Genomic DNA, 21,884 nt, shown 5'->3' on the forward strand with positions numbered 1-21,884 from the left:
GCCCACCGGCCGGGGGCACCACGGCCCACAGAAGGAGGAGGCGGCCCGGTTCCATCCGACCCGGGCCGCCGACGATGCATGAGACCCGTTGACATCGCCCGCCTGCACAGTCTCGGCTCACCCGCCCTGGCCCCCGGCGGCCATCGCGCCGTCTTCGCCCTCACCCGCCCCGACCTGGAGGCGGACACCTACACCAGCGCGCTGTGGACGGTCCCCACCGACGGCTCCGCGCCGCCCGCCCGCCTCACCCGGGGGGACCGGGACAGCGCCCCCGCCTACTCGCCCGACGGCCGCTGGATCGCCTTCCTGCGCGCCGACGACGACAGGCGCCCCCAGATCCACGTCCTGCCCGCCGACGGCGGCGAGCCGTGGAAGGTGACCGACCACCCCCTGGGCGCGGGCGAGATCGCCTGGAGCCCCGACTCCACGCGGATCGCCTACACCGCCCGTGTGCCCGAGCCCGGGCGCTACGCCGGCACGGATCCGGGCAAGGAGCCCCCGCGCCGCATCACCCGGCTCAAGTACCGCCTCGACGACCTCGGCTTCACCAACGACCGGCGCGCGCACGTGTTCGTCACCGCATCGATCGACCCCTCCGGAGCCGTGGGCGAGCCCGTCCGGGTCACCGAGGGCGACACCGACCACTCCGCTCCGCGGTGGCGCCCCGACGGCGCCGAACTGGTGTTCTGCGCCGCGCGGCACGCCACCCGCGACACCGACCTGGTGGTGGACGCCTGGGCGTGCGCACCGGAGGCGGGCGCCGAACCGCGCCGGGTGAGCTCCGGGGACCTGGACGTGCACACGGCCCGCTTCTCCCCGGACGGGGCCACGGTGTACTTCCTCGCCGACGAACTCGGCCCGGACCTGACCGACTTCGTCGGGCAGACCACGGGCGCGTGGTCCGTCCCGGCCGACGCCTCGGCCGCGCCCACGCGGTTGACCCCTGGCGAGGGCCCCCGGCTGCAGCCGGGTCTGCTGGTGACCGGCGAGGGCCTGCTCACCCTGGCCCAGAACCGGGGCGCCGTCGACCTGGTCCTGGTGCCCTTCGGGGGCGGCGTGCGACAGCTGTGCGCCGGAGAGGCGGAGACGCAGTCCTTCGACCACGTGGACGGGGCCGGCGGCGGTGTCACCGTCGCGGTCGTGGCCGACGGGCGCAGCAGTGGTGAACTGGTCCGGATCACCGCGGACGGCGAGCACCGGCTCACCGGCTTCGGCGAGATCGACCCGCTGTCGATGACGGAGCTGACCGCGCACACCGCCGACGGCCATCCCGTGCACGGATGGGTGACCCACCCGGAGGGCGAGGGCCCGCATCCCGTGGTGCTGATGATCCACGGCGGACCCTTCGCGCAGTACGGACACCAGCTCTTCGACGAGACCCAGGTCTACGCCGCCGCCGGGTACGCGGTCGTGATGTGCAACCCGCGCGGTTCGGCGGGCTACGGGCACGAGCACGGCCGGGCGATCATCGGCTCGGTGGGCGCGACCACCGCGACCGACGTCCTGGCCTTCCTGGACGAGGCGCTCAAGGACGAGCGGCTCGACGCCGCGCGCGTGGGCGTCATGGGCGGCTCGCACGGCGGTTTCATGACGACGTGGATCGCCGCCCACCACGGTGAGCGGTTCCGTGCGGCCATCAGTGAGCGCGCCGTCAACGCCCTGGACAGCTTCCACGGCTCCTCCGACATCGGCGCGTTCTTCCCCGGCCCGCTCTACGGTCCGCCGGAGGCGTGGGCCAGGGAGAGCCCGCTGACCTACGCCGACCGGATCGACCTGCCGTTCCTGATCATCCACTCCGAACAGGACTGGCGGTGCCCGGTGGAGCAGGCGCAGCGGCTGTTCGTGGCGTTGCGCACGCGCGGGCAGGACACGGAGATGCTGCTGTTCCCGGGGGAGGGGCACGAGATGTCGCGCTCGGGTCTGCCCAGCCACCGGGTGGCCAGGTTCGAGGCCGTTCTGGAGTGGTGGGGCCGCCACCTGTGAGCCGCCGGGCCGGGGTCCGAGCGATCCCGGCCCGCACCTCCCGGTTCTGTGGTTCATGTCACAGAAACAGCGGACATGACCTTGTTTTGACGTGCCGCCATCGGGGAGAAGACGTGACCGATTCTCCGGCGGGGCGGGCGATGCCGACTGGCCGCACGGTACGCGCAGGTCAGGGGGTTGCCCAAGGCAAGGTAACGAAAAGGTCGCGTTCGGGTCGGGGATGAATTAGTGTTCCCCCAGACCGGAACGCCCCGATCTGTCACCACCTGGGTGACGGCGTCCGGTCTCCGTCGCACTCTGCTCATCCGTCCTTGTCCCAGGAGCAGAGGCCGTCGCAGACAGCCGGCCCGCCCCCCGTGGTCCACACGCCGCCGCCGGCCCCCTTCCCACACATCCCCACGCACCTGCCACAGGTGTGCCTTCGGGATGCCCTGCGCCGGTAGACGGGAGTGGGAGGAAGGCAGTCGGTCCAGTGACTCGCACACCCCGTTCGCGTGCCCTGCGCCGTGGCGCCACGGTCGGCACCGCCACCCTGGGCGCCATCGTCCTGTCCTCGGGCCTGGCCGTGGCCGAGCCCACCCAGGAGGAGGCCCAGGAGCGCTACGAGGAGCTCCAGCAGGAGCTGTCCGAACTCAACGAGGCCTACAACCAGGCCCAGGAGGACCACGCGGCGGCCGAGACCGAGGTCGAGGAGGTCGAGGCCCAGTTGGAGACGGCCGAGGAGGAGCTGGACGCCGTGTCCGGGCAGGCCGCCACCATCGCCCAGTCCGCCTACGTCGGCGCCAGCTACAGCACCTTCGGCGTGCTCTTCGGCGTCTCGCCCGACGACGCCCTGCAGAACATCGCCGACCTGGACTTCCTGTCCGTGGGGCAGGAGGTCGTCCTGGAGGACTACGTCGGGGCGGTCGAGCGCTTCGAGGGGCTCAAGGAACAGGCGGAGGAGGCCGAGGCCGCCGCCGCCGAGGCGCTGGAGACCGCGGAGTCGGCCCAGGAGGAGGGCGAGACCGCGCTGGAGGAACAGGAGGAGCTCGTCGCCGAACTCGCCCCGGAGCCCGCCGCCTCCACCGGCGGAGCCGGGGAGACCGCGGAGGCCGCCGCGGCCTCGGGGGACGTCCAGACCGTCCTGGACTTCGCCCGCGCCCAGATCGGCAAGCCCTACGTGTGGGGCGGCACCGGCCCGGACTCCTACGACTGCTCCGGCCTGGTGCAGGCCGCCTGGGCCCAGGCCGGCGTCAGCCTGCCGCGTACCACCTACGACCAGGTCAACGCGGGTACGCCGGTCTCACGCGACGACCTGCAGCCGGGCGACCTGCTGTTCTTCTACAGCGAGTCGGCGCCCAGCCACGTGGGGATCTACTCCGGCAACGGGATGATGATCCACGGCTCCAACCCGGCCAAGCCGCTGGAGGAGGTCGACCTGGCCTCCTACTGGGACAGCGTCTTCACCGGTGCGGTGCGCGTGGGCTGATCCGCGCGGTCGGTGCGGGCCCGTCGGTGCGGGCCCCGTCGGCGCAGGCCGCGGGCTCGCGGAGCGCGGGACGGGGCCGGCGCCGGGGTGGTCCGCGCCGCCCCCGCCGCGTATCCTTCGGCGCATGGGACGACTCCTGATCAAGATCGCCATGGGCGTCGCGGCGGTGCTGGTCCTGTTCTGGCTCCTGTCCATCGTGATCGGACTGCTGGTGTGGATCGTCATGATCGCGGCCGTCGTCGGTGTGGTCTGGCTGGGCGTGAAGATGCTCAGGTCCGACGCCGGGGCCAGGCGCTGACCCGCCGTCGCCGGGAGGGACGCGTCGTGCTCCAGGGGGAGCGCGGCGCGTCCCTCGTGTGCGTGCCCCTCTGCGCGCCGAGTCCGTGCCGACACGGGACACCGGGGTGATCAGCGCCACATGGGGCCGCCAAACAGGGCTATAGTGACTCTGTGTCACTGAATAAGTACGTAGGGTGCGATGGTGTCTCCCATCGAGGCCGGGTCGAACGTGTCCCGACCCGCGTCTTCCGTAACGACTGGGGTGCGCTGACACCGCCCGCGACCGGGCACTGGACACCGGAGATGCGGGTCAGCGTGGTCATTCCGGCCCGCGGCGGCCAGCGCCGCCTCGACCTCGCGCTGGCCTCCCTGGCCGCCCAGACCTACCCCGGTGACCTGATCGAGGTCGTGGTCGTGGACGACCACTCCTCACCGCCCCTGCGCCTGCCCGCCCTGCGCCCCGAGCACTGCCGGATCCTGGCCGCCCCGGACGGCGGCTGGGGCGCCGGGTTCGGACGCTCCTACGGCGCCCACGCCAGCACCGGCGACATCCTGCTCTGGATGGACGCCGACATGATCGCCGCCCCCGGCTTCGTCGAGGCGCAGGCCCGCTGGCAGCACACCCACGCCGAGTGCGTCACCCTCGGCCGGGTCCGCTTCGCCGACACCGGCCCGTCCCATCCGGCCGAGGTCCTGTCCCTGGCCCGGGCCGGACGGCTCCACGACGCGCTCGACACCGGACGCCACCACGAGTGGATCACCCACCTGCTCGCGACCAGCGAGGACCTGCGCGACGCCGACCACCTGGGCTTCCACGCCTACATGGGCGCCGCCGCCGCGCTGCGCCGCAGCCTGTACGAGGCGGCCGGGGGCGTGGACCCCGACCTGGACCTGGGCCAGGACACCGAGTTCGGCTACCGCCTGTGGCAGGCCGGCGCCGTCCTGCTGCCCGAACCCGCCGCGACCGCCTGGCACGTCGGCCGTGCCACCACCGCGCGCACCCGCCTGCCCTCCGAGCGCTTCCGCACCGAGGTCCTGGCCGAACTCATGCCCCACCCGCACGCCTACCGCGAGCGGGTCCCCGCGCACCGGCGCCGCGTCCCGCTCGTGCACGCCGTGGTGGACGTGCGGGGCGCCTCCTACGACCTCGTCCGCGGCTGCGTCGACCGCCTGCTCGACAGCGCCGAGACCGACCTGGTGCTCACCCTGGTCGCCGACTGGGAGGGCGCCGGGTACGGCCCCGCGGCGGCCGGCGGCCCGCACCTGGATCTGCGCCTGGTCCAGGCCAACTACCTGCGCGAGCCGCGGATCACCTTCGCCGGGGCCGCCCCGCTCACCGGCTTCCCCTCGCCCTTCCTGCTCCAGGTGCCCGTCGCCTGGGGGCTGGGCCAGGTGGCCCTGTCCCGGCTCCTGGCCAGCGCCGAGCGCCACCGGACCGGACTCACCGAACTCTTCCCCGCGGCCTCGCCCTCGCACGACGCCGGAGTGCGCCTGTGGCGTACCAGGGCCCTGGCGCGGGCGCTGCGGGTCCGCGAGGACGGGGAGGACATCGCCGACGTGGTCGCCGCCCTGCACGGGCGCTACCGCATCCACGCGGGGGAGGAGACCCTGGCCGACCTGTCGCTGTACCGGTCCGTCCCGCCGCCCCCGCGCACAGATCCGGACGGGCCCGCGCGCGGGCCCGCGATCGCCCTGCCCCGGCACACCGGTCCGGCGGCGCCGCGCGCGGCCGGGGTGCCCGGAGCGACGGAGGCGCGCGGCGGACGGGCGAGCGGGCAGGGGCGTCCGGTGCGGTCGGAGCGGTCGGCGTCCGGGGCGGGCGCGACCGCCGACGGGCGGCCGGGCCGCCTCCGCGACTGGCTCGCCGCCGCGTGGCACCGCACCCGCCGCCGGGGGCGCGGGCCCACCCGGGCGTGACGCCGGGCGCCCACGAGTCCGCCGACCCACGCCGGCTGGCGCCGGGCCCAGGGAGTGGGCCTCCCCGTGTCGCGGGGAGCCTCGACCCGTGCGACCACTCGGCAACGCGCGGGTGAGGCGCACTCCTCACCTCACCGGTGCCCGCGATCCGGCCCGGCCGTCCTGCCCGACGCGGGTCAGTCCGCCGTGCCGAGGGAGTCGATGGACTCCAGCAGCTGCTCGCGCAGCGTGTCGTTCACCGGCGTGGAACCCGTCTCCCCCGAGACCAGCTCCTGGCCCTCGGGGCTGACCACGTACCGCATGAAGGCCTGGACGCGCTCGGTGATCCGGGCGTCGTCGTACTCCTTGCACACGGCCTCGTAGCTCACCAGCACCAGCGGGTAGCTGCCGGGCTCGGTCGTGCCGTAGTCCAGGGCCAGCGCCAGGTCGTACTCGCTCGCGTTGTCCTCATGGCGGGGGGAGCCGGCGACCACCTGCGCCGCGGCCTCCGGGGAGATCTCCACGAACTCCCCGCCGACACCCACCGCGACCGTGGACATGTCGTGCACGTGGGACATCTCCACGTAGCCGATCGCCCCCTCGGCCCGGCCGACCGTGTCGGCGATGCCGCTGTTGCCCTGCGCGGACTCGCGCGGTGTGATCGGCCACGTTCCGCCCGGCTCGTACGGCCAGGCGTCCGGCGCGGCCTCGGCCAGGTAGCGCGTGAAGTTCTCCGTGGTCCCGGAGTCGTCGGCGCGGTTGACCGGGGTGATCGGCATGTCGGGCAGGTCCGCGTCCGGGTTGGTCTCGGCGATCTCCGGGTCGTCCCAGCGGGTGATCTCCTGGTCGAAGATCTTCGCGATCGTGTCCGGCCGCAAATTCAGCGAGTCGATGCCCTCCAGGTTGAACACCACGGCGATCGCCACGACGTAGGCGGGCAGGTTGAGGACGTTCGACCCGTTGCACCGCTCCGTCGCGTCGGAGTTCTCCTCAGGGGTGAAGGCCGCGTCGGTCCCGGCGAAGTCGACCGCGCCGTCGATGAACTGGCTGCGGCCGCCGCCCGAACCGATCGAGTCGTAGTACACGCGCGAGTCCTCGCACGCCGACTGGTAGCCCGCGATCCAGGTGGTCATCGCGTTCTCCTGGGCACTCGACCCCGCGCCGGACAGGCTGCCGGAGAAGCACTCCAGGTCGTCGGGTACCGGCAGCTCCTGCGCACCGGGCACGGCGTCGTCGCTGCCGCAGGCGGTGGTCGCCAGCAGCAGGCCGGCCAGCGCGGCCGAGGCCGCACCCCGGTGGGCGCCGAGCGTGCGCTGGGCTCGGGTCTGGGTGCGCGAACGCTTCTTGGACGGCACGACTGGATCTGTCCCCTTCATCGGTGTCGGTGGTCCTCCAGTGTGTTCACCGCGCGCGGCCCCTCGGGGACGCGTCGCCGCAGGTGATGGAACACCGCCGAGAATTTAACCATTGGCGTGCGGCGGCCCCGACACGGGTCCCGCGCGCCCCGGATCGGCCGACCCCGCGGTGGCATGCATGACACGCGGGCGGGACGGGCACGGATCCTCCGTGAAGAGCACCGACGACACGTCCGCGGACACCGCTCCGACGTCAACCTACCGCCTCCAGCTGGGCCCCGGGTTCACCCTGTCCGACGCCACTGACCAGCTCGACTACCTGCACCGGCTCGGTGTGGGGGCCGTCTACCTCTCCCCGGTGCTCGCCGCGGCGCCCGGGTCCTCGCACGGCTACGACGTGGTCGACCCCACCCGGGTCGCGCCCGTCCTGGGCGGCGACACCGCCCGCGCGGCCCTGGCCGACAAGGCGCACGGGCTCGGACTCGGTGTGGTCGCCGACATCGTGCCCAACCACGTGTCGGTGGCCCAGCCCGCCGCCAACCCGTGGTGGTGGGACGTCCTCGAACACGGCCGGGCCTCGGTCTTCGCGCGCTGCTTCGACATCGACTTCGACCGGGGGCCGATCCTGGTGCCCGTCCTGGCCGACGACGGCGACGGCGGCCGGGCCGCGCTGGACGACCTCACCGTCACCGACGGCTGCCTGGTCTACCACGACAAGCGCTACCCGCTCGCGCCCGGCACCCACGAGCCCGGCGCGCCCGCCCAGCGGGCGCACGAGCGCCAGCACTACCGGCTGGTGTCCTGGCGGCGCGGGGACTCCGAGCTGACCTACCGCCGCTTCTTCGACGTCAACGAGCTGGCGGCCGTCCGCGTGGAGGAACCGGGTGTGTTCGACGCCACCCACGCCGAGATCCTGCGCTGGGCCGGGCTCGGCCAGCTCGACGGCCTGCGCGTGGACCACGTCGACGGACTCACCGACCCCGGCGGCTACCTGCGCCGCCTCGCCGAGCGCTTCCCCGGGTGGATCGTGGTGGAGAAGATCCTCGCCCCCGAGGAGGACCTTCCCCCGTCCTGGCCCGTCGCGGGCACCACCGGCTACGACGCCCTGCGCGAGGTCTGCGGGGCGTTCACCGACCCCGGCGGCGAACCCGCCCTGACCGCGCTGGCCCGCGAGCAGGGGGTCGAGACCGACACCGGGGCCGCCGACGACCGCGCCCGCCACCAGGCCGCGGCCGAACTGCTGCGCGCCGAGGTCCGCCGCATCGCCGCCCTGCTTCCCGCACAGCCGCCCGCCACCACTCCGCGGCCCTCGGCCATGGCCGACCGCCAGCGCGAGGACGCCGTCGCCGAACTGCTGTGCGCCTTCGACGTCTACCGCTCCTACCTGCCCGAACAGGACGAGGCCTGGACGCGGGCCGTGCGGCGCGCCATCGACCGCAGGCCCGACCTCGCCTTCGACCTGGAGGTCATCGACCGCCGCGTGCGCGCCGACCCCCGGGGCGAGGCCGCGCGGCGCGTCCAGCAGACCAGCGGCATGGTCGTGGCCATGGGCACGGAGAACACCGCGTTCTACCGCGCCACCCGCTTCGTCGCCCTCAACGAGGTCGGCGGCGACCCCGGCCGCTTCGCCGTGGACCCCGCCGACCTGCACACGGCCGCGGCCCGGCGCGCCGCGGCCCGCCCGCGCACCATGACCACGCTGTCCACCCACGACACCAAGCGCTCGGAGGACGTGCGGGCCCGGCTGGCCGCCCTGTCCGAGGTCGCCGAGGACTTCGCCGACGCCGTCCGCCGCTGGACCGAGCGCCGCCCCCTGCCCGAACCCGCGCTCAACCTGCTCGGGTGGCAGACCCTCGTCGGCGCCTGGCCCATCGGCCCCGACCGGCTCGCCGAGTACCTGCTCAAGGCGGCCCGGGAGGCGCGTCTGGGCACCTCCTGGACCGAGCCCGACACCGGCTTCGAGGAGCGCGTGCGGGACTGGCCCGGCCAGGTGCTGGCCGACACCGACCTGCGCGCCGAGGTGGCCGCGATGGCCGAGTCGTTGCTGCGGCCCGGGTGGAGCAACTCCCTGGGGCAGAAGGCCGTCCAGCTGCTGGGCCCCGGCGTCCCCGACGTCTACCAGGGGACCGAACTGTGGGACCTGTCCCTGGTGGACCCCGACAACCGCCGCCCCGTCGACTGGGCGGCCCGCACCACGCTGCTCGAACGGATCGAGGCGGGATGGCGCCCGCCCGTGGACGCCACCGGCGCCGCCAAGCTCCACCTCGTGCGCACCTGTCTGGGCGTGCGCCGCGACCTCGATCCGGAGGGCTACCTGCCGCTCGGTGCCACCGGAACGGCCGCCCGCCACGCGCTGGCCTTCGCGCGCACCTCGCGGGGCGCCGCCCGGCCCGACGTGGCGGTAGTCGCCACCCGGCTGCCGATCGCGCTGTCCGAGGGCGGCGGGTGGGGGGAGACGTCACTCGCCCTGCCCTCGGGCCCGGGTGCCTGGACCGACCGGCTGACCGGGCGCGCCCTGGCACCGGCCACCGCCGACGGCCTCACCCAGGTCGACCTCGCCGACCTGCTCGACCGCTACCCGGTGGCCGTGCTGGTCCGGGAGTGACCCGCGTTGGTCGGGCGGTGGGTCGTGCTGGGTCGAAGTGACCCGTGTGAGCGCTGCGCTGGCCGGGGTCGGTCGGGAGCGAGCGCCGTGCTGGTCCGGGAGTGACCCGCGTTGGTCGGGCGGTGGGTCGTGTTGGTAGCGGAGTGACCCGTGGGAGTGCTGTGCTGGCCGGGGTCGGGTCGGTCGGGGAGTGAGCGCCGTGCTGGTGGGGAGTGTCGCGCTGGTCGGGGGGTCGGGTCGTGTCGGTCCGGAGTGACCGGGACCCGCGCCGGTCGCCGGGGTGAGCCGTCCTGGTCCCGGAGGGAGCGCGTGCTGGTCCGGGAGTGACCCGGATCCGCACCGACCCGGCTACGCTGGGCGCGATCATGGCGCGAGAGAACACCACACACCACACCGGCCCCCGACTGCGCATGCCCGACCGTGTCGCGGCGGTCCTGGCCTGCCCGGTCTGCGGCGACGGGCTCGACCGCGGGGCGCGCGGGCTGGCCTGCGACCGGGGGCACGCCTTCGACATCGCCCGGGAGGGCTACGCGGGACTGCTCACCGGCGCCACGCCGCCGGGGACCGGCGACAGCAGGGAGATGGTCGCCGACCGCGTGCGCTTCCAGGACGCGGGCCACTACGACCCCCTCGGCCGTGCGCTGGCCGAGGCCCTCGCGGGGGCGGGCCCGGCGCCCCTGGTCGCCGACGTCGGCGGAGGCACCGGCCACTACCTCACCCAGGTGCTCGACGCCCGGCCCGACGCCGTCGGGCTCACCCTCGACGTGTCCAAGTTCGCCGTCCGCAAGGCCGCCCGCGCCCACGAGCGCGGCGGAGCCGTCACCGCCGACACCTGGCGGCCGCTGCCGCTGCGCACCGGATCTGTCGACGCCCTGCTCAACGTGTTCGCGCCCCGCAACGCCGCCGAGTTCGGGCGCGTCCTGCGCCCGGACGGCCTCCTGGTCGTCGTCACCCCCGACACCGACCACCTCGCCGAACTCCGGACGCCCCTGGGCCTGTTGGAGGTGGACCCGCGCAAGGACGAGCGCCTCGCCGAGTCCCTGCACGGCGACGTCACCCCGGAGGGGGCCCGGCCGCTGCGCTTCGCCATGGAACTCACCCACGACGACGCGGCCACCGTCGTCGGGATGGGCCCCAGCGCCCGCCACATCACCCCCGCGGACCTGCGCCAGCGGATCGCCGCGCTGCCCGAGCCCGTCACGGTCACCGCCTCGGTCCGCCTGCACACCTACCGGCCCCGCTGACCCGCGCGGGCGCCCTCACCCCCTGGGTTCCCGTGTCCACCTTCCGGCTCCCTCGCCCCGCGTGCAACGCAGCCCGCGGCCACACGGCTTCGCCACCGCTGCCCGGGCGGCACCGCCGCGCGCGGACCGCGGTCTCGTGCCGGGGCCGCGATGACGGTCGTCTCCGCGGCCGTCACGCTCGCGGTGACCTCCGACCGGGGCCAGGGCCTCCGCTGACCGCGCGGCGGGTGTGGTCGCGGGTCGCGGCGGCCCGGCGTGAAGGCCTCCGTGCCGGGGTAGATCACCCTCCGTGAGCGAACAGGAGACCCTTTCCACCACGGCCGCCGCGACGCCCGGACGGGGGGTGGACGGCGACTTCGCCGTCTGGGCGCCCCACACCGCCCGCGTCACCCTGCGCGCGGACGGCGCCGACCACCCCATGCGGCGCGGCGACGACGGCTGGTGGCGCGCCACCGTCGACACCGCCGGACCCGGGACCGACTACGCCTACCTCCTGGACGAGGACCCCAAGCCGCTGCCCGACCCCCGCTCGCTCTGGCAGCCGCAGGGCGTCCACGCGGCCAGCCGCGTCTACGACCACGCCGCGCACACCTGGACCGACACCGCCTGGACCGGCCGCGCACTGCCCGGCGGCGTGGTCTACGAGCTGCACGTGGGCACCTTCACCTCCGAAGGAACCCTGTGGGCCGCCGCCGAACGGCTGGACCACCTGGTCGGCCTCGGCGTCACCCACGTCGAGCTCCTGCCGCTCAACGCCTTCGAGGGCACCCACGGCTGGGGCTACGACGGCGTGCTGTGGTCGGCCGTGCACGAGCCCTACGGCGGCCCCGACGCCCTCAAGGCCTTCGTCGACGCCGCCCACGCGCGCGGCCTGGCCGTCCTGCTCGACGCCGTGTACAACCACCTGGGACCCTCCGGCGCCTACCTGCCCCGCTTCGGCCCCTACTTCTCCGGAGAGAACGCCTGGGGGCCCTCGCTCAACCTCGACGGCCCCGACTCCGACCCCGTGCGCCGCCACGTCCTGGACGGCGCGCTGGACTGGCTGCGGCACTTCCACCTGGACGGCCTGCGCCTGGACGCCGTCCACGCGCTGCGCGACGACCGGGCCACACCGCTGCTCGCCGCGCTCTCCGACGAGGTCGACGCGCTCTCCACCGCTCTGGGCCGACCGCTGACGCTGATCGCCGAGTCCGACCGCAACGACCCCCGCACCGTCCTGCCCCGCGAGGCGGGCGGCCTGGGCATGGCCGCGCAGTGGTCCGACGACCTCCACCACGCCCTGCACGTGGCGCTCACCGGCGAGACCCACGGCTACTACGCCGACTTCGCCGACCCCGAGGCGCTGCCCACCACGCTGACCCGCGCGTTCTGGCACGCGGGCACCTACTCCGCCTTCCGCCGCCGCACCCACGGCGCGCCCGTGGACACGGCGCGCGTCCCGGGCCACCGCTTCCTCGGCTACCTGAGCAACCACGACCAGATCGGCAACCGCGCGCGCGGCGACCGCATGGGCGAGCACCTCTCGCCCACCCTGCTGGCGTGCGGGGCGGCGCTGGTCCTGTGCTCGCCCTTCACCCCGATGCTGTTCATGGGGGAGGAGTGGGGGGCCACGACCCCCTGGCCGTTCTTCGCCTCCTTCACTGACGCCGACCTGGTGGAGGGGGTGCGACGGGGCCGCCGCCGCGAGTTCGCCGCCCTGGGGTGGGCCGAGGAGGACATCCCCGACCCGATGGACCCCGCCACCCGCGACTCCGCCGTCCTGGACTGGGACGAGCGCGACCACAAGCACCACGCCCTGCTCCTGGAGACCTACCGCTCCCTCATCGCCCTGCGCCGCGACGAACCCGAACTGGCCGACCCGCGCCTGGACCGGTTCGAGGTCGTGGTGAGCGGGGACGGCCGCCGGCTCGTCCTGGTCCGCGGCGGGCTGCGGGTGGTCTGCAACCTGGACCCGGTCGACGCCGAGATCGAACTCGACGCCCCGCCCCGCGAACTCGTGTTCGCCAACGGGCGCCCGCGGGTCCGCGGCACCAGGGTCGACCTGCCGGGGGAGTGCTTCGCCGTCCTGCGGCTGTGAGCGGGCGGCCCGCCGTTCCGCTCACCCGTCCAGCGCGTGGAAGACGGTCAGCCACTGGTCGGGGGAGACCGCCCCCACGGGGGCGTCCGGCGCGACCCGCGCCGCACGCAGCGCCGACGCCACCCGGCGGGCGGGGTGCGCCCGGCGCAGCGACGCGCCCAACGATCCGCCGACCCCGCCGAAGCCCAGCTCCACCAGGCGGCGGTAGGCGGCGCGGCGCTCCGGGGCCACGAGGGGGCGTGCGCGCCGGTGGAGCACGAGGATCCCCGCGTCCACACGGGGCACCGGCCGGAACCGGTCGCGGCCGATCCGCCCCGCCAGCGACCACGACCACTCCGGCCAGGTCAGCACGGTCAACCGGCTCCAACGACCGTAGGCGCCGGCGCGCTTGCGCGCGTACTCCAGCTGTGTCACCAGGGTGGCCCGGGTCAGGCCCGGGGCCGCCAGGCACCACCGCACGATGCCGGCGGTGCGGGCGTAGGGGATGTTGCCGACCACGGCGAAGGGCTCGCGGGGCGGGCGAGCCCGGGTGAAGTCGGCGCACACCACCCGCAGCGGACGGTCGCGGTGGCGCGCGGCCAGGCGGTCGGCGAGGCGGGGGTCGAGCTCGTAGGCGATCACCCGCCCGGCGGCGGGGACGAGGAAGCGGGTGATCGCGCCCTCGCCGGTGCCGACCTCGACCACCAGGTCGCCGGGTCCGATCCCGGCCAGGCGCACCACACGGCGGGCGGCGGCGGGATCGGTGAGGAAGTTCTGGGACAGGCGGCGCCGGGTGTCTCCGGCGGAGGTGCGTCGCGGGCGTGCGGTACGTGCCACGGTGCGGTCCGTTCCAGCCACGGGGGTGGCCGACAGGGACGGGCGCCGCGATCGGGGCGGCGCTGTGCGCACGCCGAGGGAGGTCCGGGCGGCCCGTCCTGGAGGAAGGTGGACAGGCGGGACCTGGACCGGAGCACAGAGCGAGGAGCCGCGCGCAACCGCGCCCGAGCGCGCGAGTGGCGCGGTCGGGCATCGTGGGGTGCGGGCGGCGGAACCGACGCCTCCGGGCGCGCACACGCGCCGAACGGAGGCCTCGGGCGTCGGCTATCGGTCCAGGGAGGCGGACCGGGGCCGGACGACGAGTTCGGGGGCGCTCAGGGACCAGGTCAGAGCCCGGCCCTCGATCGCGCAGAAGCAGCACATGCGGCCCACCGTAGAAGGCCAGCGACGGTCGGGCAACGGATTTTCCGGTCGCCGGGCGGACACGGCGGCCAGGAGCGGCGTTCGGTCTCCGGCCCTGGTGTGCGGTGTCCCGCCCATGGGTGGCGGCCGGACGACCGGGTCGACCCCCAGGGGCGGCGTTCGGGCCGCGGCATCGGGATTCGACGCCCGGGCGGCGATCGGGGTCGTCACCGGGGGACGGTGGTCGAAAACGACTCGCGTCCACGGGCCTGACCACGCCATACTCGCGCTCATGCCGAACTTCGCGGACTTCGACACCCGCCACTACCGCACCGTCGACGTGGCCACCGGCTACGACGGCTGGTCGAGCACCTACGAGGACTCCGTCCTGGACGCCATGGACCTCGCGCTGCTCGACGGCCTCACCCGCCCCGACTGGGCGGCCGTCCGGCGCGCCGCCGACCTGGGCTGCGGCACCGGGCGCACGGGCGCCTGGCTGCGCGGACGGGGTGTGGCGCACGTGGACGGCGTCGATCTGAGCGCGGGCATGCTCGAACTGGCCGGGCGGCGCGGCGCGCACGACACCCTCACCCAGGGCGACGTGCGCGCGAGCGGCCTGTCCGAGGCCGCCTACGACCTGGTGATCGCCTCACTCATCGACGAGCACCTGCCCGACCTCGGCCCGCTCTACGCCGAGGCCCGGCGCCTGGCCGCTCCGGGCGCGACCTTCGCCCTGGTCGCCTACCACCCGCAGTTCATGATGGTCTCGGGCATGCCCACGCACTTCACCGACGAATCCGGGGAGGACGTGGCCATCACCACCCACGTGCACCTGCTCAGCGACCACGTGCGCGCCGCGATGGCCGCCGGGTGGCGGCTGGCGGAGCTGACGGAGGCCACCGTGGACGACGACTGGATCGCGGCCAAGCCCAGGTGGGAACGCTTCCGCGGCCATCCCATCTCCGCGGCCCTGGTGTGGGAGCTTCCGGCCTGACGGGCCCGCGTCCGGCCCCGCCCGCGCGGCCCGCGTCTCGGGAGGCGGTCAGGGCCGCCAGCCACACGTCGCGGTGCCGCTCGACGTAGTCGGCCGCCGGGCCCCAGTGCTCGGCGTGGCCCTCCGCGTGCAGCCGGGCCCACGGCGGCGCGCCGGTGCGCGCCCCCTCCTCCAGGGTGCGGAACATCCCGCGCACCCGGTACAGGATCGCGTCGGGCAGCTCCCGTCGCTGGGCGCCGTCGCAGCCGTACCCGTCGGCCAGCGCGCGCAGGCGGCGGGCGTCGGCCCGCGGGTCCCCGCCGACGTGCAGGGGGACGAATCCGTGCGCGGCGTAGCCCAGGTCCTCCATCCGCGAGCCCGGGGCGGCGCCGTCCCAGTCCACGAAGACCCAGTGGTCCCCGTCCCTCACCAGGTTCCAGGGCGCGAGATCGTTGTGGCACACGACCTCCTCCCGCAGCGGTCGCAGCCACGCCTCCCACGCGGCGTCGTCCGGCGGGCGGTACTCGGCGGTCAGGTCGTGCAGGCGCCGGATCATCGCGCCGACCCGGCCCAGCTCGGCCGCGGTCATCGGCGCCGACCGGTCGGCCGTCCTCCCGGGCACGTACTCCAGCACCTGCCGACCGCGGTCGTCCCGGCCGAGCCCGGCCGGGGCGCACTCGAAGCCCCGGCGCTCCAGGTACCGCAGCAGGTCCAGCACCGACCGGGAGGACCCCAGCCAGGGCTTGCGCACCGTCGCGCCCGCCCGGACGACCTCCGCGGCCACGTTGCCGCCCGTCAGCGGTGTCTCATCCGGCCCCGAGGGCCACAGGTCCGTCATGGCCCCATGCTCGGACCGGGCGGGCGGGTCCGTCCACCGGTTTTCGCACGGGGCCCGGCACCGGACCGGAGGTGTCCCCGTGCCCCTGCCGCGCACCACGGGCCCGCCCCCGGGCCATCCGGCGAAGTGCGGACCCCGGCCCCGCCTCGCGACTATCCGGCCCCGTGCTCCGCTTCGCCGGAGCCCAGCGCCGCGCGGTCGATCCGCGCCATCGGTACGAGCAGCGTCAGGACCAGCAGCGCCATCACCGCGAACACCGCCCGCACGCCCACGAACTGGGCGAGGAGCCCGCCCGCGGCCGCGCCCAGCGGCATGGTGCCCCAGGCCAGCAGCCGGTAGGCGCTGTTGACCCGGCCCAGCAGGGCGTCGGGCGTGGTCCGCTGGCGCAGCGACACCGTGATCACGTTCCACACCGCGATCCCGACCCCGCCCACCAGGAAACAGGCCGCCACCGCGAACGGGTTCGTGCTCAGCGCGGGCGCGCCCACCAGCAGGGCGAAGGTCAGGACGGTCAGCCACAGCGACCGCGCCCGGCCGAGGAGGCGCTCGACCCGGTCGGCGCCCAGCGCGCCGAGCAGGCTGCCCGCGGCCGCGGCGGTCATCAGCAGCCCGTAGCCGGGCTCGGTCAGGCCCAGGGCCGAGTCCGGGCCGACCGCGTACAGCACCAGCACGGCGAACGCCGCGTTGGTCGCGAAGTTGGACACGCCCACCATGGCCGCGAGCGTCCGCAGCAGGCGGTCCCGCCACAGGAACCGCAGACCCTCGGCGATGTCGGACCGCAGCGGCGCGGGCGCGGCCCGCTCGACGCGGTAGCGGCCGCCCACGGTCACCAGCACGCCCAGCGCCGCCAGCCACAGCCCGGCGGGCGCGGCGAACGCGGCGACCAGGCCGAGCGCCACCAGCAGGCCGCCCAGCGGCGGGCCGACGAACTGCTGCGCGGTCAGCTCCACGGCGTGCAGGCGGCCGTTGGCGGCCGAGAGCCGGCGTCGCGGCACCACCTGCGGCAGGATCGACTGCGAGGCCGTGTCGTAGACGGTCTCGGCCACGCCCACGCACAGGGCCGCCGCGTACAGCGTCCAGATCGACGCCGTTCCCGAGGCCAGGACCAGCGCCAGCACGGTGAGCGCGAGGCCGCGGGCGATGTTGGCGCCCAGCATCGCCGAGCGCCGGTCGACCCGGTCCGCCAGGGCTCCGGCGGGCAGGGCGAACAGCAGCCACGGAACGGTGAGCGCGAAGGTCACGCCCGCGACCAGGGGCGGGGAGTCGGTGAACCGCAGCGCGGCCAGCGGCAGCGCGACCCTGAGCACGCCGTCGGCCAGGTTGGACAGCGCGGAGGCGCTCCACAGCCGCCAGAAGCGGCCGCCCAGGGGCGTGGTCGTTCCGGTGCCGGGGCTGTCATCGGACGGGGGAGAGGAGGGAGTGGCCATGGATCGACAATGACAGATCGATTGAGTTTTCTCAATCGATCTGTCCCAACCCGATGGTTGTTACGCTGGCGGCCATGAGCGACGACGAAGAGCACGGCGCCGCCGCCCCGGGGCCGCGCCGTCGGCGCCCGGCCACGGTCCGCGAGGCCAAGGCCCTGGCGCACCCGCTGCGCGTGCGCATCCTGCGCCTGTGCCTGCACCGCGAGCTGACCAACCGGGAACTCGCCGACCGCCTCGACACCGCTCCCGGCACCGTCCTGTACCACGTACGGCAGCTCGTGGCCGCGGGCCTGCTGGCGGCCGAGCCCGTGCGCACCGGCGCCGGCGGGGCGCTGGAGAAGCCCTACCGCGCCACGGGCGAGTCCTGGTGGCTGGACGGGTCCCAGTCCGACCCCGGTACCGGCGCCGTCGCCCCGGTCAGCGCCTTCCAGCAGGAGCTGGACGAGGCCGGACCCGAGTCCGTGCGCACGTTCGCGCGCTTCGCGCTGCACCTGTCCGACGACGACGTCGCCGAACTCGACCGCCGCATCGTCGCGGTCCTGGACGAGTTCGTGTCCACCGACCACCAGCGCCGGGACCAGCCCCTGTACGGCGGGGCCTTCCTCCTGCACCGCCCCGCCGAATGAGCCTCACAGGACCCAGAGCGCGAACAGGATCACGGCGAGCATGGCGGTGACCACGGCCAGCGCCGTCGCGGAGACCTTGACGGAGCTGTAGGGGCGCTCCCCCTCGACCGCGCCGGTACAGCCGTTGACCACGGGCTCCCGGGCGCGGCAGAGGGCGGCAGGGCGGAGGCGATGACGGTGGGCAGACCGGCCAGGGGCGCACCGGAGACCGTGAAGAGGGCGGCCAGCGCGGCCGTACCGGCGCCGAGCAGGACCCGCGCGCCGCGACGGCTCAGCACGGGCGGCCCGGAACGGGGGAGGGGTCGATCGTGTGCCGGCTCGCCGGGCGGGAGCGACCCACCGCGCGCGGGGCGGCGGTCACGGGTTCGGCGACGTCCCGGACACCGGGCGGGCACCGTCGGCTCCGCGGACTCAGCGCTCCCATAAGGGAAGCGGTACCCCGAACCGGGACGAACCGAACCCGGGGCGCGGTGGGCCGTCCCCGGGGCGCCGACCCCGGGTCAGGACCTGGCGATCCGCCGTCCGGAGATCCGGCTCGGCACGATCTTCAGCACCTGGTCGCGCGTGCCCGCGGCCCACGGCTTGGCGAGCCGCCCCTGCGGGATGCGGCTCAGCTCACCGGTGTCGCGGATCCACCGGCACCGTCCCGAGACGAGCACGCTCCACCCCTCGAGGTGCTCGTGGTCGAAGTGGTCCACCTCGAAGGCGGCGTACCCGCGTCCGTGGCGCATGATGGTCCCCGCCAGGTTCGACCGGAACACGATCGTGTCGTTGACCAGCGCGTAGTTCACCGGCAGCACCGTGGGCGCGGCGTCGCCCTCGATGGTGAAGGCCACCCGCCCGATACCGCGCGTGGACAGCAGGTTGAGGCAGGTCTCCCGCTCCAGCACGGTGAAGCTCGAATCCGTGCTCTCGGCGATGTCCGCGCCCACCAGCAGTTCCGCGTCCTCGCTCAGCTGTCGGGTGCCCGCCAGGTCCTCGGAGGAGGACCCGCGCGGAGCCGGGGGCGAAGGCGCCCCCATGACGTTCCCGTGCCCCCGTGCCGACTCGTCCGTACCGCCTGAAGAAGTCATCACGCGCCCCCATGGTCACTCGCCGGATCGACTGCTCTGCCCGTCCAGATCATCACCGTCGGTCGTGCCCCTGACGCGGACCGCTGGTCCCGTTCGACCGCGGCGAAGGTCCTCGCTCTTCGCCTACCCCCGGTGACCTGCGGCTCAAACAGGGCGGGACGTTCGGCTCACGACGTCGGCCCGGCCCAGTGGCTAGGCTGTTCCCCTAGAGCCGTGGTCCCGCCCGTCCGCGGTGGCCGGGGATCCGGACTTCCAGTGGTGGCGGTGGCGAAAGGGTGTCAGCCCATGAGCGGTGACGGCACGATCCGGGTGTTCCTCGTGGACGACCACGAGGTGGTGCGGCGCGGTGTGGGCTCCCTCCTGGCCGACGAGGCCGACATCGAGGTGGTGGGCGAGGCCGGTACCGCCGCACGCGCCAGGGCCCGGATCCCGGCGCTCGCCCCGGACGTGGTCGTGCTGGACGTGCGCCTGCCCGACGGCGACGGCGTCACGCTGTGCCGGGAGATCCGCTCGCTCCTGCCGCGGACGCGCATTCTCATGCTGACGTCCTACTCCGACGACGAGGCGCTCTACGGCGCAGTCATGGCCGGGGCGTCGGGGTACATCCTCAAGCAGATCCACGGCACCGACCTGGTCGGCGCGGTGCGCACGGTCGCCGAGGGCCGCTCCCTGCTCGACCCCGAGTCCACGACCCGGATGCTCCGCAGGCTGCGCGAGGACGCCGTACGCCAGGACCCCCTCAGCGAGCTCACCGAGCAGGAGCGGCGCGTCCTGGAACTCATCGGGGAGGGCCTGACCAACCGGGAGATCGGCACCAGGATGTACCTGGCCGAGAAGACGGTGAAGAACTACGTCTCGCGCGTGCTCGCCAAACTCGGCATGGCGCGGCGCACCCAGGCCGCCGCCTACGCCACCAGGCTGTCCATGGGCGAGGACCGGGCCCACGGCTAGCGTGCGGCCCGGTCATCGTGCGGCCCGGTTCAGCCCTTCTGTCGCGGGGCGGGCGCGGGGGCACGGCAGGGGACTCGCCACTCGACCGTGGTGCCCTGCTCCTCCGCCGTGGTGATGGTGAGGCGCCCGCCCAGTTCCCGGGCGCGGGACTCGACGTTGCGCAGCCCGCTGCGGTCGACGCCGTCGGGGACGCCGCACCCGTCGTCCACGACCCTCAGGCGCAGGTCGTCCCCGACCGACAGTTCCACGTCCACCCGGGTCGCCCCGGAGTGCCGGGCGACGTTGGACAGCAGCTCACGCAGGACCGCCGCGAGGTGCTCGCCGACGGTCTCGTCGACCTCGTTGTCGATGGGCCCCTGCGTGAGCAGGCGCGGCGCGAACCCGAGGATGTCTCCGGCACTGTTGACGAGGTCCAGCACCCGGGAGCGCAGCCATGAGGGGTCCGAACCGGTGCTCTGCAGCGCGAAGATCGTGGAGCGGATCTGGCGGATGGTGTCGTCCAGTTCGGTGACCGCGCTCTGCACGCGCGTGGCGGTGCCGGGGTCGTCGATCCGCCGCACGGTGCCCATCAGCGTGATGGCCGTGGCGTAGAGCCGTTGGATGACGGTGTCGTGCAGGTCGCGGGCGATGCGGTCGCGGTCCTCCAACACGGTCAGGCGCTCGGAGTCCAGCCGGGTCTCCGCCAGCTCCAGGGCGACGGCCGCCTGGTCGGCGAAGGAGGACAGCATCCCCAGCCAGGTCTCCTGGAAGGCGTCCCTGTCCCGGGAGCGGGCCAGGAACAGGATGCCCCGGGCGCCCTCGGGCGGCCCGAACGGCAGCACGAGGACGGGTCCGGCGCCCAGGTCGCTCAGGAATTCGGCTTCCCGGAACCCGGGCTCGGAGACGTCGGTCATCACTGGGTCGCCGCCGAGGTAGACGCGCCCCAACAGGGTGTCGTCGGCGCAGGACAGGGAGGCCCCCTCCACACTCGACCAGTCCCGGCCGTCGTCGTCCTCGGCCCCGTCCCAGACCCGCACGGTGAGCGTGCGGGCTTCGGCTCCGGGCATGGCTATCACCGCGAGGTCCGCGTGCGCCATCACGCGGGCCCGCCGGGCGACCAGGCGCAGTACCTGTTCGGGCGCCGCGCCGGTGAGCAGCTGGGTGGTGATCTGCCCGGAGGCGTCGAGCCAGGTCTCCCGGCTCTGTGACTGTGAGTACAGTTGTGCGTTCTCGATGGCGGTGCCCGCGGCGGTGGCCAGGGCCCGCAGCAGCAGCTCGTCGTCCTCGGTGAACCGGGCGCCGTCGCGCTTGTCGGTCATGTAGAGGTTGCCGAACACCTGGTCGCGGATGCGGATGGGCACACCGAGGAAGGAGCGCATCGGCGGGTGGCCCTCGGGGAAGCCGCGCGACTCCGGGTGGTCGCGTACGTCGCTCAGCCGTAGGGCGTGGGGCTCCTTGATGAGCAGGCCGAGGATGCCCTTGCCCTCGGGCCAGTGCTCGATCGCGGCGATCTCCTGCGGCTGGAGCCCGACCGGGATGAACCGCGCGAGTTCGCCGTCGGCGCCGATCACTCCCAGGGCGCCGTAGCGGGCGTTGACCAGCCGGGCGGCGGTCTCGGTGATGCGCAGCAGCAGCGGGTCCAGGTGCAGGCCCTCACCGATGGAGACGACCGCCTCCAACAGCGTGCGGATCCGGTCCTGGGTCGCGTAGATGTCGGACATGCGCGCCCTGACCTCGTCCAGGAGGTCGTCCAGCCCGGCGCGGGGCAGGGACAGCCGGTAGCGCTCGTCGTGTTCGTACGGCTCGTCGCCCGTCTGGCTCATGGGGGCTCATCTCCGGCAGGTGTCTCGACTCCTTGTCCCGAGCCTATGACTCTTCCACCCCCTCGTCTCGCGCCACCGATCCATGGCCGCCGAAAGGCCCCCGGAACCCCTTGCGCGAACGCGGTACTG

16 protein-coding genes are annotated in these 21,884 nt (G+C 74.5%); 10 read left to right on the plus strand and 6 right to left on the minus strand.

Annotated elements, in window-relative coordinates; translation table 11 throughout:
- Positions 1–78 precede the first annotated feature (78 nt).
- The 4 genes from ADL05_RS27765 to ADL05_RS27775 all read left to right on the plus strand — a co-directional run bounded on the left by ADL05_RS27765 (position 79) and on the right by ADL05_RS27775 (position 5,647).
- Complete coding sequence (locus ADL05_RS27765) at positions 79–1,983, plus strand: S9 family peptidase (protein ID WP_053619978.1); 1,905 nt, start codon at positions 79–81, stop codon at positions 1,981–1,983.
- Between the two features lie 472 nt (positions 1,984–2,455).
- The gene (locus ADL05_RS27770) at positions 2,456–3,451 is read left to right on the plus strand and encodes a C40 family peptidase (protein ID WP_053619979.1); all 996 of its coding nucleotides are present in this window, start codon (positions 2,456–2,458) and stop codon (positions 3,449–3,451) included.
- 124 nt (positions 3,452–3,575) lie between these two features.
- Positions 3,576–3,749, plus strand: a complete 174-nt coding sequence (locus ADL05_RS31400) for a hypothetical protein (RefSeq protein WP_197285957.1) — start codon at positions 3,576–3,578, stop codon at positions 3,747–3,749.
- A 284-nt stretch (positions 3,750–4,033) separates the two neighbouring features.
- Positions 4,034–5,647, plus strand: coding sequence for a glycosyltransferase (locus ADL05_RS27775; protein WP_231640932.1), 1,614 nt, complete (start codon positions 4,034–4,036; stop codon positions 5,645–5,647).
- Positions 5,648–5,823: 176 nt separating this feature from the next.
- On the opposite strand, the gene pstS is transcribed toward ADL05_RS27775, so the two are convergent.
- On the minus strand, positions 5,824–7,002 hold the full coding sequence (gene pstS / locus ADL05_RS27780; RefSeq protein ID WP_053619980.1) for a phosphate ABC transporter substrate-binding protein PstS: 1,179 nt from the start codon (positions 7,000–7,002) through the stop codon (positions 5,824–5,826).
- Between the two features lie 157 nt (positions 7,003–7,159).
- Here pstS and treY point away from each other — a divergent pair, with 157 nt between their 5' ends.
- The 3 genes from treY to treZ all read left to right on the plus strand — a co-directional run bounded on the left by treY (position 7,160) and on the right by treZ (position 12,907).
- Positions 7,160–9,586 (plus strand): malto-oligosyltrehalose synthase, encoded by a 2,427-nt coding sequence (gene treY, locus ADL05_RS27785; protein ID WP_082376958.1) that lies wholly within the window; start codon positions 7,160–7,162, stop codon positions 9,584–9,586.
- A 365-nt stretch (positions 9,587–9,951) separates the two neighbouring features.
- Complete coding sequence (locus ADL05_RS27790) at positions 9,952–10,830, plus strand: putative RNA methyltransferase (RefSeq protein WP_053620084.1); 879 nt, start codon at positions 9,952–9,954, stop codon at positions 10,828–10,830.
- 289 nt (positions 10,831–11,119) lie between these two features.
- Positions 11,120–12,907 carry a malto-oligosyltrehalose trehalohydrolase gene (gene treZ / locus ADL05_RS27795; protein WP_053619982.1) on the plus strand — a complete coding sequence of 596 codons (1,788 nt, stop codon included), beginning with the start codon at positions 11,120–11,122 and terminating at the stop codon, positions 12,905–12,907.
- A gap of 21 nt (positions 12,908–12,928) precedes the next feature.
- Here treZ and erm read toward each other — a convergent pair whose 3' ends face one another.
- Complete coding sequence (gene erm / locus ADL05_RS27800) at positions 12,929–13,723, minus strand: ErmE/ErmH/ErmO/ErmR family 23S rRNA (adenine(2058)-N(6))-methyltransferase (protein ID WP_053619983.1); 795 nt, start codon at positions 13,721–13,723, stop codon at positions 12,929–12,931.
- A 634-nt stretch (positions 13,724–14,357) separates the two neighbouring features.
- On the opposite strand from erm, the gene ADL05_RS27805 reads away from it, so the two are divergent.
- Entirely contained in the window at positions 14,358–15,059 is a 702-nt protein-coding gene (locus tag ADL05_RS27805) for a class I SAM-dependent methyltransferase (RefSeq protein WP_053619984.1), read from the plus strand.
- A 969-nt stretch (positions 15,060–16,028) separates the two neighbouring features.
- Here the strand turns inward: ADL05_RS27805 and ADL05_RS27815 are convergent.
- Positions 16,029–17,303: an MFS transporter gene (locus ADL05_RS27815; RefSeq protein WP_053619985.1), complete on the minus strand. Its 1,275-nt coding sequence runs from the start codon at positions 17,301–17,303 to the stop codon at positions 16,029–16,031.
- 74 nt (positions 17,304–17,377) lie between these two features.
- Here ADL05_RS27815 and ADL05_RS27820 point away from each other — a divergent pair, with 74 nt between their 5' ends.
- Positions 17,378–17,929, plus strand: a complete 552-nt coding sequence (locus tag ADL05_RS27820; RefSeq protein WP_053619986.1) for a transcriptional regulator — start codon at positions 17,378–17,380, stop codon at positions 17,927–17,929.
- Positions 17,930–17,932: 3 nt separating this feature from the next.
- Here the strand turns inward: ADL05_RS27820 and ADL05_RS32220 are convergent, their stop codons facing one another.
- Together ADL05_RS32220 and ADL05_RS27825 are read right to left on the minus strand one after the other, a co-directional pair.
- Complete coding sequence (locus tag ADL05_RS32220) at positions 17,933–18,061, minus strand: hypothetical protein (protein ID WP_255351872.1); 129 nt, start codon at positions 18,059–18,061, stop codon at positions 17,933–17,935.
- 368 nt (positions 18,062–18,429) lie between these two features.
- Positions 18,430–19,002 (minus strand): pyridoxamine 5'-phosphate oxidase family protein, encoded by a 573-nt coding sequence (locus tag ADL05_RS27825; protein ID WP_053619987.1) that lies wholly within the window; start codon positions 19,000–19,002, stop codon positions 18,430–18,432.
- A 285-nt stretch (positions 19,003–19,287) separates the two neighbouring features.
- Here ADL05_RS27825 and ADL05_RS27830 point away from each other — a divergent pair, with 285 nt between their 5' ends.
- Positions 19,288–19,953: a response regulator transcription factor gene (locus tag ADL05_RS27830; protein WP_053619988.1), complete on the plus strand. Its 666-nt coding sequence runs from the start codon at positions 19,288–19,290 to the stop codon at positions 19,951–19,953.
- Positions 19,954–19,982: 29 nt separating this feature from the next.
- Here the strand turns inward: ADL05_RS27830 and ADL05_RS27835 are convergent, their stop codons facing one another.
- On the minus strand, positions 19,983–21,755 hold the full coding sequence (locus tag ADL05_RS27835) for a GAF domain-containing protein (RefSeq protein ID WP_053619989.1): 1,773 nt from the start codon (positions 21,753–21,755) through the stop codon (positions 19,983–19,985).
- Between the last annotated feature and the right edge of the window lie 129 nt (positions 21,756–21,884).

It is taken from the genome of Nocardiopsis sp. NRRL B-16309 (assembly GCF_001279585.1).
In the GTDB taxonomy this organism is placed as follows: domain Bacteria; phylum Actinomycetota; class Actinomycetes; order Streptosporangiales; family Streptosporangiaceae; genus Nocardiopsis.

What these genes read in the sequence shown, in the direction of transcription:
- ADL05_RS27805 (WP_053619984.1), top strand. Translation starts at nt 14,358, where the DNA reads ATGCCGAACTTCGCGGACTTCGACACCCGCCACTACCGCACCGTCGAC.
- ADL05_RS27815 (WP_053619985.1), bottom strand. Translation starts at nt 17,303, where the DNA reads ATGGCCACTCCCTCCTCTCCCCCGTCCGATGACAGCCCCGGCACCGGA.
- ADL05_RS27790 (WP_053620084.1), top strand. Translation starts at nt 9,952, where the DNA reads ATGGCGCGAGAGAACACCACACACCACACCGGCCCCCGACTGCGCATG.
- ADL05_RS27835 (WP_053619989.1), bottom strand. Translation starts at nt 21,755, where the DNA reads ATGAGCCAGACGGGCGACGAGCCGTACGAACACGACGAGCGCTACCGG.
- treY (WP_082376958.1), top strand. Translation starts at nt 7,160, where the DNA reads ATGACACGCGGGCGGGACGGGCACGGATCCTCCGTGAAGAGCACCGAC.
- ADL05_RS27820 (WP_053619986.1), top strand. Translation starts at nt 17,378, where the DNA reads ATGAGCGACGACGAAGAGCACGGCGCCGCCGCCCCGGGGCCGCGCCGT.
- ADL05_RS27775 (WP_231640932.1), top strand. Translation starts at nt 4,034, where the DNA reads ATGCGGGTCAGCGTGGTCATTCCGGCCCGCGGCGGCCAGCGCCGCCTC.
- ADL05_RS27830 (WP_053619988.1), top strand. Translation starts at nt 19,288, where the DNA reads ATGAGCGGTGACGGCACGATCCGGGTGTTCCTCGTGGACGACCACGAG.
- pstS (WP_053619980.1), bottom strand. Translation starts at nt 7,002, where the DNA reads ATGAAGGGGACAGATCCAGTCGTGCCGTCCAAGAAGCGTTCGCGCACC.
- ADL05_RS27765 (WP_053619978.1), top strand. Translation starts at nt 79, where the DNA reads ATGAGACCCGTTGACATCGCCCGCCTGCACAGTCTCGGCTCACCCGCC.
- ADL05_RS27825 (WP_053619987.1), bottom strand. Translation starts at nt 19,002, where the DNA reads ATGACTTCTTCAGGCGGTACGGACGAGTCGGCACGGGGGCACGGGAAC.
- ADL05_RS31400 (WP_197285957.1), top strand. Translation starts at nt 3,576, where the DNA reads ATGGGACGACTCCTGATCAAGATCGCCATGGGCGTCGCGGCGGTGCTG.